This window comes from Spirosoma sordidisoli (assembly GCF_004138325.1).
Classification (GTDB): Bacteria; Bacteroidota; Bacteroidia; order Cytophagales; family Spirosomataceae; genus Spirosoma; species Spirosoma sordidisoli.
Genome location: NZ_SBLB01000001.1, coordinates 219,891 through 234,238 on the forward strand (window position 1 = coordinate 219,891; position 14,348 = coordinate 234,238).

Below are 14,348 nucleotides of genomic sequence, written 5' to 3' on the forward strand. Positions count from 1 at the left end.
AAACAGGCAATAAAGACTAGGATCATTCGATAATTAGTCCCTGACAGCACCGGCCTGCATCACGATCCGGCTCAGGCTATGACGACGTCTTCGGCCAGCGGGCACTGAAACGTAACGAGGGTACCGGCTCCGGGCGCTGACTCTATATGGAGTTGCCCGCTCAGCGATGCGGCCCGCTGGTTCAGGCTTCTTAGTCCGTTGCCGGTTGTCCGATCCGCTACCCTAAACCCCCGCCCATCATCGCGCACACTGACCTGGAGTACGCCGGCCTGCTGTCTTACCTGCACGTAGACATGCGACGCCTGCGCGTGTCGGACGGCGTTATGCAGCATCTCTTTCACCATCAGAAACAGATCCCGCCGTCCTTCGGCCGGCAGAACCCAGGTAGGATCGCTGTCGAGCGGCAAATCCAGATGAAGCTCCGTAGGCTGGTGATCGAAGAGCAGGCTGGCCGTTTCGCGCAGGCGGAATGAAAAACTCTCCAGCGACGTTTGCGCCGAGTTCAGACTCCAGACTATTTCGCGCATGGTGGCTACCACCCGCTGGGATGTCTGCCCGATGGTCAGGATCAGGGCGCGCGCTTCGTCGGGTTGGCGGTCGAGCTGGCGGGCGGCTGCCTGGCTGAGCAGGTTGATACTACTCAGGTCAGAGCCTACGTCGTCGTGCAGGTCGCGGGCAATGTCGTCGCGGATGCGCTGAAGTTTTTGCTGTTTCCGTTCGTTTTCGAGGAGTTGCTCGATCAGTTGCGCCTGGTATTTTATTTTTTCCTGTTCATTCTCGCGGTTCCGCAGCGACATACCCAGCGTGAAGCACAATACTTCGCCTACCACGCCGAGTTGCATGAATGTTATCGGGTACGTAAACGGATGGTCGATCTGGCGGGTAAACAGCGCCGGAATGAAATTTATACAGAGGGCCAGCAGACAACCCGACGTAAACAGCAGCGATCCGACAATAAAGTAGGTCACCACAGCCTGCCGCAGCCGCAGAATCCGGGGCATCACCAGCAGCGCACCAGCCGCCACACTGAACCGGTTGATCGTATACAAAGTACTCCGCAGGCTGTCGGAAGCTCCGGCCAGCCACAGCACCGTATCGAGCAGAGCCCCGGCCATCAGTATGGTGGTAATGACCCAGAGTATCCGGTAGCTGACGGAATCCTGCACCGCAATGTTCATCAACAGCACCGCAAACCGGATGTAGAGGACAAAGGCAATGGTTTCGAGCAGGGCGGCCCGGTAATCGGCTCCGGGCAGGTAATCGACCTTACCGTAGCCGATGTCATCGATCCAGAAGGTAGCGACCATACACAGGATATAGAGCGCATACTGCCAGTAGATCGACTTCTGCTGCTGAAAATAGCTCAGCAGGGCATACAGCGCCATCATGCATAGCATGCCGTCGAGGAATAGGCGTAGCGTCGTGTAGGCGGCAGGTAAAGCCATACTAAAAGCCTATGATCAATAGGTCAACCAGTTATCCTACAAACATACGAGTAAGCCCGAATTTTCCTAGGGAATCAGAAACGGACGTGGACTCACACAAAGAGCCAGCACCAGCAGCGCCAGCCAGCCCAGTAGTTGCCGCTTACCATCGAGTGGTTCGTCGAGCTGGGTTTCGGGATGGTAAATACCCAGAAAGCGGCCCAGCACAAAGGCAAAGGCCAGAAACCCCGAATACCCTTCCCAGTCGGGCCGGAACGAAGAGATGACCAGCTGTGCCATAACAACACTGAGGGTTACGAGTAGCGGAGTCATGCGAAAGCCCGCCCGGGGACCATCCTGTTCGTCTATTCTGGAGAAACACAGGTAGAGAAACAGCACATAAAGTCCGAAATACCCCAGCTGTGAGAAAAAAGCATCGTCGGTAGGCACGGCAAAATCGGCGGGTTTGAAGACCCCAAGTCCGGCATAGAAGACAAAGCCCGTGAAGAGCACCGGCGCTACCCGATTAAACCGCGTCCGGCCAATAAGTCCGTACAGAATATGTCCGCCATCCAGCTGACCAATGGGAATCAGGTTGAGCGCGGTGAAGAACAGGGCCAGATACCCCGCCAGCAGAAACGGATAATGAACCATTTCGTAAGGGTGCGGCACCCGCGCCGGATCGGCCACATACGTTTTAAAAAACCAGAACAGCAGGTTATCGCCCAGCCCTACGGCTCCGCCCGGGGGCAGGTTAGCATACACGTACTTCCCATAATCGAGGCCGTATTTCTGGTACTCCGGGTGGATACTGAAGACGTATTCCGGGGGCGGCAGGTGGGTGAATCCGTACCAGAGCACTACCAGCGCCAGCGCAAATCCGGCCAGCGGTCCGGCAATACCAATGTCGAAGTACTTGCGTCGGCTGCCGATGTAATCTTTGATCCGGATAAAGGCCCCCAGCGTACCGATGCTTTGCCCGACCAGGAACCAGAGCGGTATATAATACGGCAGGGTTACCCGCACCCGGTTGGCCTTTGCGGTAAAGTAATGGCCAAACTCGTGTACGGTCAGAATAGCCAGAAAGGGCACCGAAAACTGCAATCCGGCCACAAACTCGGCCCAGCCCAGGGGTTTCATGTCCTCGATGGCGATGAAGAGCCGGCCAAACATCCATTCCGCTCCTGAGAGGGTGGTGGTAATCAGGGTAAGCAAAAAAAGACCTCCGTGCAGGAGGTAGGTACGAGTGCGCTGGTTCATGTCGAAAACGCGGGTACAAACCCGTTCAGTGAGCAGAAAGGCGGTATGACCGCATCACGATAAATCCTTTACGTAGTCCAGCATCGTCAGGGGTGGCTGCACCTGAACCGCCTGAATACCTAACTCGGCGGCTGCGCGGATGTTCAGGGCGTTATCGTCGAAGAAAGCGGTTTCTTCGGCCCGGATGCCAGCCTGGGTCAGCACGTGCTGATAGATCCCGGGCGATGGTTTGGCCATCCGGAGGTCATACGAATAGAACACCGTCTCGAAGAGTTCTTCCAGCGCTGGCTGCCCCATGCCGGTCAGCACCTGGTTGACCTGCCGGATATGGATGGGACTGGTATTGCTCAGCAGGAACAGCCGGTAGCGGGTCCGCAGCTGTTTGATGCGCTCGATGCGCTCCACAGGCAGATCGAGCAGCACCGTATTCCAGGCCGTATCGATGACTTCGTCGGCCCAGCCTTTGGGTGCATCGCTGTACTGGCTGATCAGTTGCCGGACATGGTTGCGGAAGGCGTCGTCGTCGATCAGGCCGGTCTCGTAGTGATTCAGGAAATCGTGCTGCTGCCAGAGGTCCCGTACGTCGTCTTCGGGCATGTTGGCCAGCATGGCAAAATTGCGGATCGGGGCCGTCAGGTCAATGGGGATAATAACGTCGCCGAGGTCGAAAATAAGGTTTTTGAGCGTTGCGGGGTCGAGTGTAGGCTGCATAACTGGCCGATAAGCGGTACGTTCAGAAAACCAAAGATACGGGTAGAATAGCACACAACCCGTATCCGTCCTCTTTCCGATTTATGCCGGTCAGGGGGCCAGCGCGTAGGCCACATACTGATCGCCCGATTTTGATTTTAGCTTGCCCCCGCCACAGGCAATCACAACAAACTGCCGACCACCTACCGAATAGGTAGCCGGGGTCGCGTAGCCGGCAGCCGGCAGGCTTGTTTGCCAGACGATCTTGCCGTTTTTTTTGTCGATGGCCCTCAACTGGCTGTCTTTACTGGCCGCGATGAACAGCAGCCCGCTGCCCGTTACCAGTGGCCCTCCGTAATTATCGGTGCCGGTAGGCGGAATGCCTCTGGCGGTCAGTTCGGGGTACTCGCCCAGCGGCACCTGCCACCGGTGTTCGCCCGTATTGAGGTCAATGGCGGTCAGCGTACCCCAGGGTGGCGCACTGACCGGATAGCCCTGGCTGTCGTACCAGCGGTTATAGCCCGTATGCTGGTAAGGTACATCACGGGTACGAGCCCGACTCGCCTGAGCCGGGGTGGTTTTGTTCAGCAGATAGTCGACGATGGCTTTCCGTTCCGCTTCGGGTAAATGAGAGAAGCCGGGCATCATACCCCGCCCCCTGAGTACCACCTGATGAATAGCCTCCGCCGAGAGCCGCCGGTCGATCCCGAGCAGCGACGGATACGACCCGTCGTGATTGCCGCGCCGGTCGGCTCCGTGGCAGGATGAACAGTTTGCCTTGTACAGTTGCGCCGTCGACACCAGGGCTTTCCCGGCGGGCTGGTCTTTCAGGATAAGCGTCGAATAGCAGGGGTTCTGCTTGGCCGGAATGTAGATGGTTCCTTGCGGGTCGGTAGCGGCTCCGCCCCACTGTGCGCCCCCGTCGGTGCCCGGAAAGAAGATGGTCGTCTCCGCCGTCAGGGGTATATACGGGCTGCCGGTGCGGGCTTTTCGCAGCATGGCTACCAGGGCCGGCCGGTCCGAAGCCCAGGGGTTAATGTCTTTCTCGGTAAAGGTCTGCTGCGTAAACGGGGCAGGTTTCAGGGGAATTGGCTGGGTGCGGCTGGTCTGCTCACCCGCTACGGCATCGCCGGGAAACGGTTGTTCAACGACCGGAAACAAGAGTTTGCCCGTTACCCGATCAAAGACAAACACGTGTCCCTGTTTGGTTATCTGAGCCACCGCGTCGATGCGTCGGGGCCTGCCGTCCGACCCTTTCTGCACGACCGTCAGCAGGTTGGGGGGCGCGGGCGGGTCGCGATCCCAGATGTCGTGGTGAACGAACTGAAAATGCCACAGGCGCTTCCCGGTGGCGGCATCGAGCGCCAGCAGGCAGTTGGCAAACAGGTTATCGCCTTTTCGGTTTCCTCCGTAAAAGTCATAGGCGGCCGATCCGGTGGGTACAAAGACGATACCCCGCTGCCGGTCAATAGCCATGCCGGCCCAGGCATTGGCCCCACCCAGCCGTTGGCGGGGGTTGGCGGGCGACCAGGTCGAGTACCCATACTCGCCCGGCTGCGGAATGGTGCGAAAGGTCCAGACCGTTCGGCCGGTGCGTACGTCGTAGGCGCGCACGTCGCCCAGCAGCGCGGTTTCGCCTTCGGCCAGCCGGGCCCCCACGATGATCAGATTTTTGTAGATGGTGTTGGGCGTATTGGCCCGAACGTAGTTGTCGCCACCGGGTCGGTCGATGCCTTGCTTAAGGTCGATATAGCCGCCCTGTCCGAAGGACTCGATCCGGGTGCCGGTGCGGGCCCGTAGCGCGTAGAGGTTGTTACCGGCCCCGAAGAAGATCCGCTCGTCGGTGCCGTCGGTCCAGTAGGTTACGCCCCGGCTGGTGGTGCCGTCGGTATCGGGCAGGTTCGTTTTCCAGATTTCTTTACCGGTAACTGCGTTCACCGCAAAGGCCTGGGTATTGGCCGACACACCGTAGAGGATACCGCCTATAACGATCGGGTTGCACTGCATCTGGGTTCGGTTCCCAACGGTATCGGCCCCACCCGACGCATAACGCCAGGCCACCTCCAGCCGCTGCACATTAGCGGGCGTAATCTGAGCCAGGGGCGAGTAATGGCTGCGCTGCCCGTCGCCGTTGTATTCAGGCCAGTCGGTATTCGGTTCGGGGCTATTAAGCATCAGGCCCGCCGAGCCTAAAACAGACACAACCCCGAGCAGCACACGTTGCATTTCAGACAGGTAAGCCATACTATCCAATTCGGAATAACTAGAACGGTCGACAATCCGGGCCGGTCAGTACAGCCTGCCCATTCGTGAACGAAGCGTGGGTAGCCGCTCTTTTTACTCGTCCACCAACCCGCCCGTTCACCTGCCCGGAAACCGGAATGGACAGGCGAACGGGCAGTCAACCGAATAACCAATCGGCTCAGAAACGACCAAACTCCTGATAGACCTCGAACGGATCGCGACCGGTAGCCATCGCCTGACGACTCTGAGCCTCATCGGCAAAGGCCTGTTCGGCAATTTCCAGCACTTTGATGGTCAGCTCCTGCGGCACCACCACCACCCCGTCGTTATCGCCGAAGATGTAGTCGCCGGGATTCACCTGCAGCTGGCCGCTCATGCCTTTGACGTAAATGGGAATCTGGTAATCGACCACCATGAACCGGCCAAAAGCCTCGACTGGATTCCGAAACCGGCAGAACGTCGGGAAGCCCATATCGATCAGGTAATTGGAGTCGCGCGTGGACCCGTCAATGACAGCCCCTACACAACCCGCAGCGGCAGCCGCGGTGGCGGATATTTCGCCAAACTGCCCGCAGGAGGTGTCGCCCTGCGTATCGCGGATCTGCACAACCCCATCGGTCATACTCTTGAACATACCCAGCCGAATATCATGCACTTTATGGTCGCGGCTGGGCGTCGCGATACCATGGGCGGTAAACGCAGGCCCGGCCACTTTCATGGTATGAACCAGCGGGTAGATACCGCTCGACATACACTGGTTGTGGTAGCCCAGCCCTTCGAGGGCATCCGAGATCAGCGCGGCATACAGTTTTTTGTAGCGGTAAGCTACTTCGGCGGTGTCGTAGTCTACGAAGTGCTTGCGGACGGGATAATCGTTAGCAATGATTTCCATGTAATCAGTTGATTTATAAGTTACAATTTCAATACGTTCAGTCAGTTAGTTTCAGGCAACACAAGGCTGACCAGGCCGATGCGTCGACGCTTGCCCTTTACAGGCTATGTTCTTTATCGGCCTCAAAAAACCAGATAGCCCCCGCCCCGATCAGTAGCCCCCCGACCACATATACACCCGAGAGGCTGGCCAGCCCAATGGTTAGCCCGAGCGTTGGTTTCAGCACGCCCAGCAGATAAGGAGCCGATGCGCCGATCAGAAACGCACAGGCCAGCATCAGCCCGTAGGCCGATGAACGGATGGTGGGTGCTACTACCTCATACAGGGAAGCCACGATGTTGGAGTCGTACCAGCCCCGGAATATGCCGAAGCCAAACAGGGCTGCGTAGGTCATGGCCTGACTCTGGCTCATGCTGATCCAGTAGATGAAGGGCGCGCCCAGCAACAGCCCAAGCGCCTGGATCACGAGTCGGTTGCGGGGGTTGACGCGGGCAAAATGATCGGCCAGCTTCCCGCCCGACAGTACGCCCAGAAAAGCACCCGCATGGTGATAGAAAAGCGCGGAGAAACCCGCCTGCGTGAGACTCAGCCCGAACTTATCGACCAGAAACGAGGGCATCCAGGTCAGATACCCCACATTCACGAATACCATGCAGCCAAACCCCAGGGTAAGCAGTATCACCGTTGGTTTCCGGATAATGGCCCGGGCCGTGGCCACGATCTGAGTCGTGGATTCCTGTCGGCTGGCGGGCCCGGCGGCCGGTACGTCTTCGGGAATGAGTCGGAAGAAGACAGCCGCCAGCACGATCCCCAGTCCGCCAAACAGGTAGAAAGCATGACGCCAGCCGTATCGTTCACCAATGTAGCCCGCAATCAGTCCGCTCAGGATGATCCCGAAATAAACGGCCGACTGGTGAATGGACAAGACAAAGGACCGGTTATGGCGGTAGTTCTCGCCCAGCATCGCGTTGGCCGATGGCGCGTAGAAGGCTTCGCCCCCACCCGTTCCGACGCCCCGCAGCAAAACAAACTGCACCACCGACGAACACAGGCCCGTAAACAGGGTGGCCCCCGACCAGAACAGCAGGCAGAACCCGATGATATTCCGGCGCGAGAACCGATCGCCAATGAAGCCCGCTACCGGCACCAGCAGCCCATAGGTCCAGACCAGCGCCGACGCAATCAGGCCCAGCTCCGCGTCGGTCAGGCCCAGCTCGGTCCGGATGAGCGGTAGCACCACGCTGAAGATCTGCCGGTCGGCCTGGTTCAGGAAAAAGGCCAGCCATAGCAGGATCAGCAGGGTCCAGCGAACGGGCGCCTGGGGCGGTTTCGGGCGGGCGGCCTCTGGTATCGGCACAATTCCTGGTGGTTCGGATGGGTTCATGTTGGATCGGGTTTACTTGCTTGTTTTCTGAACCAGCAGCGCTTTGGTATCCAGCGGCAGGCTCACCACCGGCGCGTTCCAGGCACTGACAGTGACCGATACCGTTCCGGCTGGCCGTTCGCGGGGAGCGTCGGGCCGCTGGGTGTCGCCCCGCCAGAGCACCGTAGCGGCCAGGGTCCGGACTTCGCCGGGGGCCAGCCAGAAATAGTTGTCATCGGCAACGAGGGCGCGTCTGGCCCCGGCAATGTCGAGTCGGGTCATGAAGGCGGGCGTCGTGCCTGCGTTCCGTACCTGCACCATTAGTTGCGAGCGGCTATCGTCGAGCGGCTTCATCGACAGCAGTTTGCTTTCGAGCGTGGTGGTTGTTTTCTGAACGGTTGCTTTCAGGAAAGGTCCTTTCTCGATCGCCGGCCAGGCTACGGGTTCCGCTACGTACCTATCGTGAGTGGTTTTGTCGTCCATCATCGTCAGCGAACGCGGGTAATAAATGGAGCGCGATACCAGCTTGCCCGACGCGTCGGTTAGTTCAGCCACGACAAACAGGAAGCGGTCTTTATAGGCAGCCGGGATCGCAAACGCCCCGATGGTTGCCGAACTGACGGAGGGCCCGGCCGCAATGGCGAGCGGCTTGGTGGCTTTACAGAGTGGGTTGAACCCATCATCCAGCACCGTTACACGTACCGTATGACCGGCCAGTGCCTGCGGCTGGGCGTGGGTGACCTTGGCGGTCAGCCCGATGGTTTCGCCGGACGCCCAGATCAACCGGGGCAGGTCGATGGCTACGTGGGTCGGCTCGTAGGTGCGTTTCAGAAAATAGTACGGAGCGGCTGCCTGTCCGAACCAATCCATCAGCTGAATAGCAATGACGGGCCAGTGGCGTTTGAACACCCAGGGCATCAGCCCAGCCGTAACGGGGTAGTTACCCTGCATCTTTTCCGAGAAGACCTGATAAAATTCCCCCGCCCCAATCTGCGACGCTTCGGAGATGGACTCGAGCGTTGGATCGGCCATGTCGGCAATGTGCGACGCCCGGCTCAGCATACGCGGCACCCGACCGGGGCCGTATTCGGTAAAGTGATGAATGAAATCGGGGTGCGCGGGGCCAAACGCTTTATCCCACATCTTGCCCAGCCCGGTAAACTCCTTATTGTCGACAGTCTCCAGAAATACACCCGCTTCGGGAATACTATGCATACCCGTTTCTGACACCCACGGCTCAAACTTGTAGCTGCGGTTATACCAGCTGGGGTCCATGTCGGGATAGGCGTGCATGGAGCCATCGTCGGGGGTGGTACGGACAAACAGCCTCGACTTATCGAAGATATCCAGGTTCCGTTCGATGATGCCCATGGAAGCGGCATTGCCGTACGAGTATGGGTTAAACTCGTTACCACCGTTCCAGATCGCGAGCGAGGGGTGGTTCCGAAGCCGGAAAATATTCTGCACTACCTGCGCTTCCCAGACATCCTGCGGATAGTCGGGCGTATCCTGGTTTCCGATCGGAAAATCCTGCCAGACCATCAGCCCCAGCTCGTTACAGATGTCGTAGAAGTGATCGGTTTCGAGCAGCCCCCCGCCCCAGATGCGGATCAGTTGTACGCCCATTTTTTTGGCGGCTTCGAGGGTCCAGCGGTAGCGTTCGCGGGGCAGATCGAGCAGGATATCCTGCGGGGTGAAGTTCATTCCCTTCACGAAGAGTTTCTGCCCGTTCACGATAAACTGCCAGTTTTCCCACCGGTCGGCGGTGCGCGGCCCGGCGGTGGGTACGCGCTCAATGGTACGGATGCCATAGTCAAACTGCATCCGGTCTACCGGGCTGCCGTTCTGCTTCAGCGTCAGGCTGACGTCGTACAGGTTCGGGTCGCCCATACCGTTCGGATTCCAGCGCTTCGGGTTCGGCAGAGTGATGTCCTCTTCGAGCCAGATACGGCCTTCATAGGCGGTAACCGGGTACTCGCGGCTGAAACCCTCGCCCGGCTTGGTCCTGGGCGACTGACCGCCGGACCCGGTCGCTGGCGCCATTGCCTTTGGCCTGAGTTCGACCAGCACACTCAGCGTTTCGGCCACCGGCTTGAAAACGGTTCCTTTTTCGTTGGGGTGGTTTAGCTGGGTGTTGTTCCAGGGGTGAAGCTGTTTCTGGAGCGAGTGGGCCTGCGCGAATACTTCGGCCGAGAGGTGCAGCTGGGCCGCGCTGGCCGTCAGGCTTCGGGTGGTCATATACGGCCGTTCCAGATGAAAGGGCGGTACAATTTCGAGCCGGACGCCCTGCCACATACCCACCGAGAAAAACGGTTCACCCCCCGAGCCACCCGAAATCACCCACGGCTTAATGATTTTACCAGTGGCGCGGGGATTAAAGCCGGTTCGTTTCGAGTAATCGAATTCGCCCGAGGCTGTGCGGGGCAGGTTCTCGTAGTCGGTTGCCCGGTTTCCCCAGTTACCCGCCCGCACCTCTACCGTGATGTCGTTTTTGCCGCCCGGCTTCAGGAAACGGCTCACCTCAACGGTAGGCCCGCCAAACATGCCCTCATGAACCCCCACCAGGCTATCGTTGACCCAGACTTTCGAGAAGTAGTCGACGCCGTCGAAACAGAGAAAAACAAAGTTATCCCGGGCAGCTGCCGGCACGTCGACCGTCTTTTTGTAGTACCAGGCCTTTTCTTCGACCCAGCGGTACTGGGTTGAGTTGCGGTTATAATACGGATGCGGCAACCTGCCGGCCTTGAACAGCGACCAGTGAACCGAGTTAGGGATGGTCGTCTGAAAAGCCCCCTGGCGGCTCTGCTTCAGGTCCGTTACCGGCTTATCGGCATACGACAGTTCCCAGCCACGGCCCGACAAATCGATGTGCTGCGCGCCCGTTCGGGGGGTTATGCGGTACGGTTGCCAGAGCTTTCTGGCGGTCATGTCAGACTGGGCCGACACTCCGCTCGTTAGCAGCCACAGGCCCAAAAAGAGTGCGCTATATATCTTCATGCTGCGCTTTCGGTTAGTTGGTTTCGTATGGTTTTACCTGTCCATACCCCCGCATCAGCAGGAGTCCACCATCGATGGTGATGGTAGTACCGGTCATGTAGCTACCGGAATTGATTAAATCGACCAGTACGCCGGCGATCTCGTCGGGCAGGCCGAACCGACCGGCGGGAATACCGTTGTTCACCGTCTGAAGCAGGTCGGGGTTCTCCCATACATCCCGGTTGATATCGGTCTGCACGGCCCCGACGGCCACCGTGTTTACCCGAATCTGGTGCGGCCCCAGCTCCATGGCTATGCCTTTCATCAGGGTTTCCAGCGCCCCTTTGGTTGCTCCGTACACGCTCAGTCCCAGCCCCGGCCGTATTCCATTGACCGACGTAACTGTCCAGATGCTGCCCGCTACCTGATACCTGACCATGTTGCGGGCCACCGACTGGGTCAGGAACATGGTGCTTCGGAAATTGACGGCGTTGAACAGCTCAAAGTCGGCTTCCGTAACGTCCAGAAAATGGCGTTTGTACGATACCCCGGCATTGTTCACCAGTATATCCAGCCCGCCGGTCATGTCCCAGGCCACCTCGCCCAGTCGAATGGCCTGTTTTACATCCGACAGATCGGCCTGCAATACATGCGCGGTTCCGCCCTTCTCCCGAATGGCTTCAGCGACTCCGGCGGCTTCGGCCTGGTTCTCGTGGAAATGCACCACCACCTCATGGCCTTCGTCGGCCAGACGGAGCGCAATGGCCTTACCTATTCCCCGGGAGGCACCCGTTACCAGGGCTTTTTTTGGTGTTGACTCCATCAGTAGTCCAGTTTTACGATGATTGACCGGGAGAAATCTGGCAGCGACAGCGCTTTGCCAGGGGTACCCTTCGTCCAGACGCCTTTCCAGGGATCATAAAAGGAAAGCGTTCGGGAGGCAGGAAGCCCCGGCTTTATGGTTTTTCGGGACAGCACGGCTGCCGGTCGGTTAGCCTCCAGCTCGCTTTTCCAGTTCGAGGCAGTGTCCCTCACCCAAAGCAGGGTAGTTGTCCGGCCCCGCAAGCCGTAAACCGTCAGGCCATTGTTGGCCGATAGCCGGAAGGGTACGGCCTGCTGCGCTACTGGATCGAAGCCGCTTATGGCTTCGTTGAATCGGCTGAAATGCCACCACAGGTTATTTTTTTCGATGTAATAATCCCAGTGCCAGCTCTGCCCCGGCCCAGCCGCTCCCGCAAAGAACGAAGCGAACAGGAGGTCGTGCAGTAAGGTCCCCTGCGTATCGGCCGGGTACCGCAAAAAGGGGCCGGTATGGTGAGGCTCCACGGCACCCACTTCCGACAGCAGAACGGGTTTTGCCGGTGCCAGGGCCAGTAGACTGCTGACCGCGTCGCTGGCCAAAACATCCATCGGTGCCTGACAAACGGGTAAGGACGCCCCTTTGTCGAGGTAGCGATGGGCCTGCGCCAGCTCGTTGTTCGGCAGCGCCGAGTACGTCCGGTACAGCTCATGCTGTTTGGGCGAATCGTAGCTTCCGAGCGTTTGCATCACCAGCTGATTCGGCACCAGCGCCTTCACCCTGTCGAGCATGTCGGTTGTCCACGTCAGCAGCAAGGACTCGTCGTCGACCCGTACCGAGTTCAGCTCATTCCATAATTCCCAGCCGAAAATCGTTGGGTTGTTGCGGTATTTTCCGGCGAAAAAAGCGACCCGGTTCAGATACAGTTGCTTTCCCTTTTCCGAGCGAAAAAACGCATCCATCGACGAAATCGACCCGGCATAAACGGGCTTATCAAACGGAACGGAAGACGGAAAGGGCGCCGGTGAGCCGGTAACTTTGCGAAAATGTTCCAGGCAGAATTTAATACGTATGCCGTGCTTTTGGGCCAGCCCGACCAGGCCGTCGATCAGCGTTTCGGTTTGTTTATCGACCAAACCCGGCTGCTGCTTTTCGACTTCCAGCATAGGCGTACTTAACCAGACGCGCGTAAAGTTTCCGCCACTGGCAGCCAGCCGACCAAAATAGTGGTCGTAGTAGGCCAGCAGGCTGTCACCATTCGTCACCAGGCGGGCAAAGCAGATGTTGGGGCCTACCGGAATAAAAGGTTTGCCCGCCAGCTCCAGATACCTCGGATTGGTTTTGCTTACCCGTACAAACGCGCTTGGCTGGGCCACCCCCTCCAGACAAATGAGTAGCACCAGCAGCAGTACGTTTCGAGTCAGAGAATAATACATAACAGCCCTGTTGTTTACATCCCACCCACCGTCGGAAACCAGTCAGGCCGGTACGGGTCCTGATGAAAACGGGCGTAGTAATCGCCTTTCTCTTCGTAGTATTTTTCGTAAAACGTCATCTTGTCCTCGTCCAGCGATACGCCCAGCCCCGGCCCGGTTGGCACCTTGATACAGCCGTTTTCGTAGCGCATCAGCCCGCCCTCGATGATGTCGTCGGTCAGGTAGTGGTAGTGTGCATCGCCCGCAAAATTCATGGTCGGAATCGTCGAGGCTGTATGGATCATGGCCGCCAGCTCGATACCGAATTCGGCACCGGAGTGCATGGCTACGCCCAGGTTGAAGGTGTTACAGACGGCCACCAGATCCTTTACCCCGCGCGGGCCTTCCCAGTAATGAATATCGGTCAGGACAATGTCGACCGACCCCATCCGAATCGCCGGAGCGAGATCGTCGAAGCGAGCGGGGTACATATTGGTGGCGATCGGAATCCGGATCTGCTTCCGAACGGCCGCGTTGCCTTCGAGCCCCCAGGACGGGTCTTCGAAATATTCGATGTTGAGGTCTTCGAGCCGGTGGCCCATCTGTACGGCGGTCTGCACCGACCACAGCCCGTTCGGATCGATCCGCAGACCGAAGTCGTCGCCCAGCTGCTGGCGGCAGAGTTCGAGCACCCGCACCTCTTCTTTGGGCGCCATAACCCCCGCTTTGAGCTTCATGGCGTTTACGCCCAGCGTTTCGTGCAGTTCGACGCAGAAATCGGCCAGGTCTTCGGCGGTTTCGTCATGCCGTCCATCGCCGGGGCGGTCGTAGCGCCAGAACAGGTACGCAATAAACGGCACTTCGTCCCGTACGCGACCGCCCAGCAGATCGCTCAATGGGCGGTTCAGTACCTTTCCCTGAATGTCGAGGCAGGCCATTTCGATGGCGGCATACAAGCGGGCATTGGACATGTAGTAAATGCTGCGCAGTACTTTCAGCTTGATTCTTTCGAGGTGAAACGGGTCTTCACCCACAATACGCGGCTTCAGCTTCTGGAGAGCGCCCCGCTGATCGCCCCCGCCTACTTCGCCCAGGCCCACCACCCCTTCGTCGGTGATGATTTCCAGAATGGTGCGCAGAAAATAACCCGGATGAACGCCGGTATTGTGGCGGAGCTGAGCGTTGAGCGGAATAGCGACACAACGGGTACGTAAGTCAATGATTTTCATAGCGGTATGAACGACCGGGCGACTGGTCACGGCCGTTCCGTTAAAGGGTATCTGTC

Annotated in this window: 10 protein-coding genes; all 10 read right to left on the minus strand. The window is 58.5% G+C overall.

What is annotated here, in order from left to right; all coding sequences use genetic code 11:
- Window positions 1–71 precede the first annotated feature (71 nt).
- A complete protein-coding gene (locus EQG79_RS01170; protein ID WP_129599174.1) occupies window positions 72–1,445 on the minus strand; it encodes a sensor histidine kinase in 1,374 nt (457 codons plus the stop codon).
- Between the two features lie 66 nt (window positions 1,446–1,511).
- The gene (locus EQG79_RS01175; RefSeq protein ID WP_077919975.1) at window positions 1,512–2,684 is read right to left on the minus strand and encodes a site-2 protease family protein; all 1,173 of its coding nucleotides are present in this window, start codon (window positions 2,682–2,684) and stop codon (window positions 1,512–1,514) included.
- Window positions 2,685–2,738: 54 nt separating this feature from the next.
- Window positions 2,739–3,395, minus strand: coding sequence for an HAD family hydrolase (locus EQG79_RS01180; protein ID WP_129599177.1), 657 nt, complete (start codon window positions 3,393–3,395; stop codon window positions 2,739–2,741).
- 90 nt (window positions 3,396–3,485) lie between these two features.
- Window positions 3,486–5,600, minus strand: a complete 2,115-nt coding sequence (locus EQG79_RS01185; RefSeq protein WP_129601105.1) for an outer membrane protein assembly factor BamB family protein — start codon at window positions 5,598–5,600, stop codon at window positions 3,486–3,488.
- Window positions 5,601–5,796: 196 nt separating this feature from the next.
- Entirely contained in the window at window positions 5,797–6,510 is a 714-nt protein-coding gene (locus EQG79_RS01190; RefSeq protein ID WP_077919978.1) for an RraA family protein, read from the minus strand.
- A 97-nt stretch (window positions 6,511–6,607) separates the two neighbouring features.
- Complete coding sequence (locus tag EQG79_RS01195; RefSeq protein WP_129599180.1) at window positions 6,608–7,894, minus strand: MFS transporter; 1,287 nt, start codon at window positions 7,892–7,894, stop codon at window positions 6,608–6,610.
- A gap of 12 nt (window positions 7,895–7,906) precedes the next feature.
- On the minus strand, window positions 7,907–10,870 hold the full coding sequence (locus EQG79_RS01200) for a glycoside hydrolase family 2 protein (protein WP_129599184.1): 2,964 nt from the start codon (window positions 10,868–10,870) through the stop codon (window positions 7,907–7,909).
- 13 nt (window positions 10,871–10,883) lie between these two features.
- Window positions 10,884–11,672: an SDR family NAD(P)-dependent oxidoreductase gene (locus EQG79_RS01205; RefSeq protein WP_129599187.1), complete on the minus strand. Its 789-nt coding sequence runs from the start codon at window positions 11,670–11,672 to the stop codon at window positions 10,884–10,886.
- A complete protein-coding gene (locus tag EQG79_RS01210; protein WP_129599189.1) occupies window positions 11,672–13,084 on the minus strand; it encodes a glycoside hydrolase 5 family protein in 1,413 nt (470 codons plus the stop codon). Before EQG79_RS01210 ends, EQG79_RS01205 begins: the two co-directional genes overlap by 1 nt.
- Window positions 13,085–13,098: 14 nt before the next feature.
- On the minus strand, window positions 13,099–14,292 hold the full coding sequence (locus EQG79_RS01215) for an enolase C-terminal domain-like protein (protein ID WP_129599194.1): 1,194 nt from the start codon (window positions 14,290–14,292) through the stop codon (window positions 13,099–13,101).
- Window positions 14,293–14,348: the final 56 nt, after the last annotated feature.

Bases quoted from the DNA above. Each gene is read 5' to 3' on its own strand.
- EQG79_RS01170 (WP_129599174.1), bottom strand. From the start codon at position 1,445: ATGGCTTTACCTGCCGCCTACACGACGCTACGCCTATTCCTCGACGGC.
- EQG79_RS01175 (WP_077919975.1), bottom strand. From the start codon at position 2,684: ATGAACCAGCGCACTCGTACCTACCTCCTGCACGGAGGTCTTTTTTTG.
- EQG79_RS01180 (WP_129599177.1), bottom strand. From the start codon at position 3,395: ATGCAGCCTACACTCGACCCCGCAACGCTCAAAAACCTTATTTTCGAC.
- EQG79_RS01185 (WP_129601105.1), bottom strand. From the start codon at position 5,600: ATGCAACGTGTGCTGCTCGGGGTTGTGTCTGTTTTAGGCTCGGCGGGC.
- EQG79_RS01190 (WP_077919978.1), bottom strand. From the start codon at position 6,510: ATGGAAATCATTGCTAACGATTATCCCGTCCGCAAGCACTTCGTAGAC.
- EQG79_RS01195 (WP_129599180.1), bottom strand. From the start codon at position 7,894: ATGAACCCATCCGAACCACCAGGAATTGTGCCGATACCAGAGGCCGCC.
- EQG79_RS01200 (WP_129599184.1), bottom strand. From the start codon at position 10,870: ATGAAGATATATAGCGCACTCTTTTTGGGCCTGTGGCTGCTAACGAGC.
- EQG79_RS01205 (WP_129599187.1), bottom strand. From the start codon at position 11,672: ATGGAGTCAACACCAAAAAAAGCCCTGGTAACGGGTGCCTCCCGGGGA.
- EQG79_RS01210 (WP_129599189.1), bottom strand. From the start codon at position 13,084: ATGTATTATTCTCTGACTCGAAACGTACTGCTGCTGGTGCTACTCATT.
- EQG79_RS01215 (WP_129599194.1), bottom strand. From the start codon at position 14,292: ATGAAAATCATTGACTTACGTACCCGTTGTGTCGCTATTCCGCTCAAC.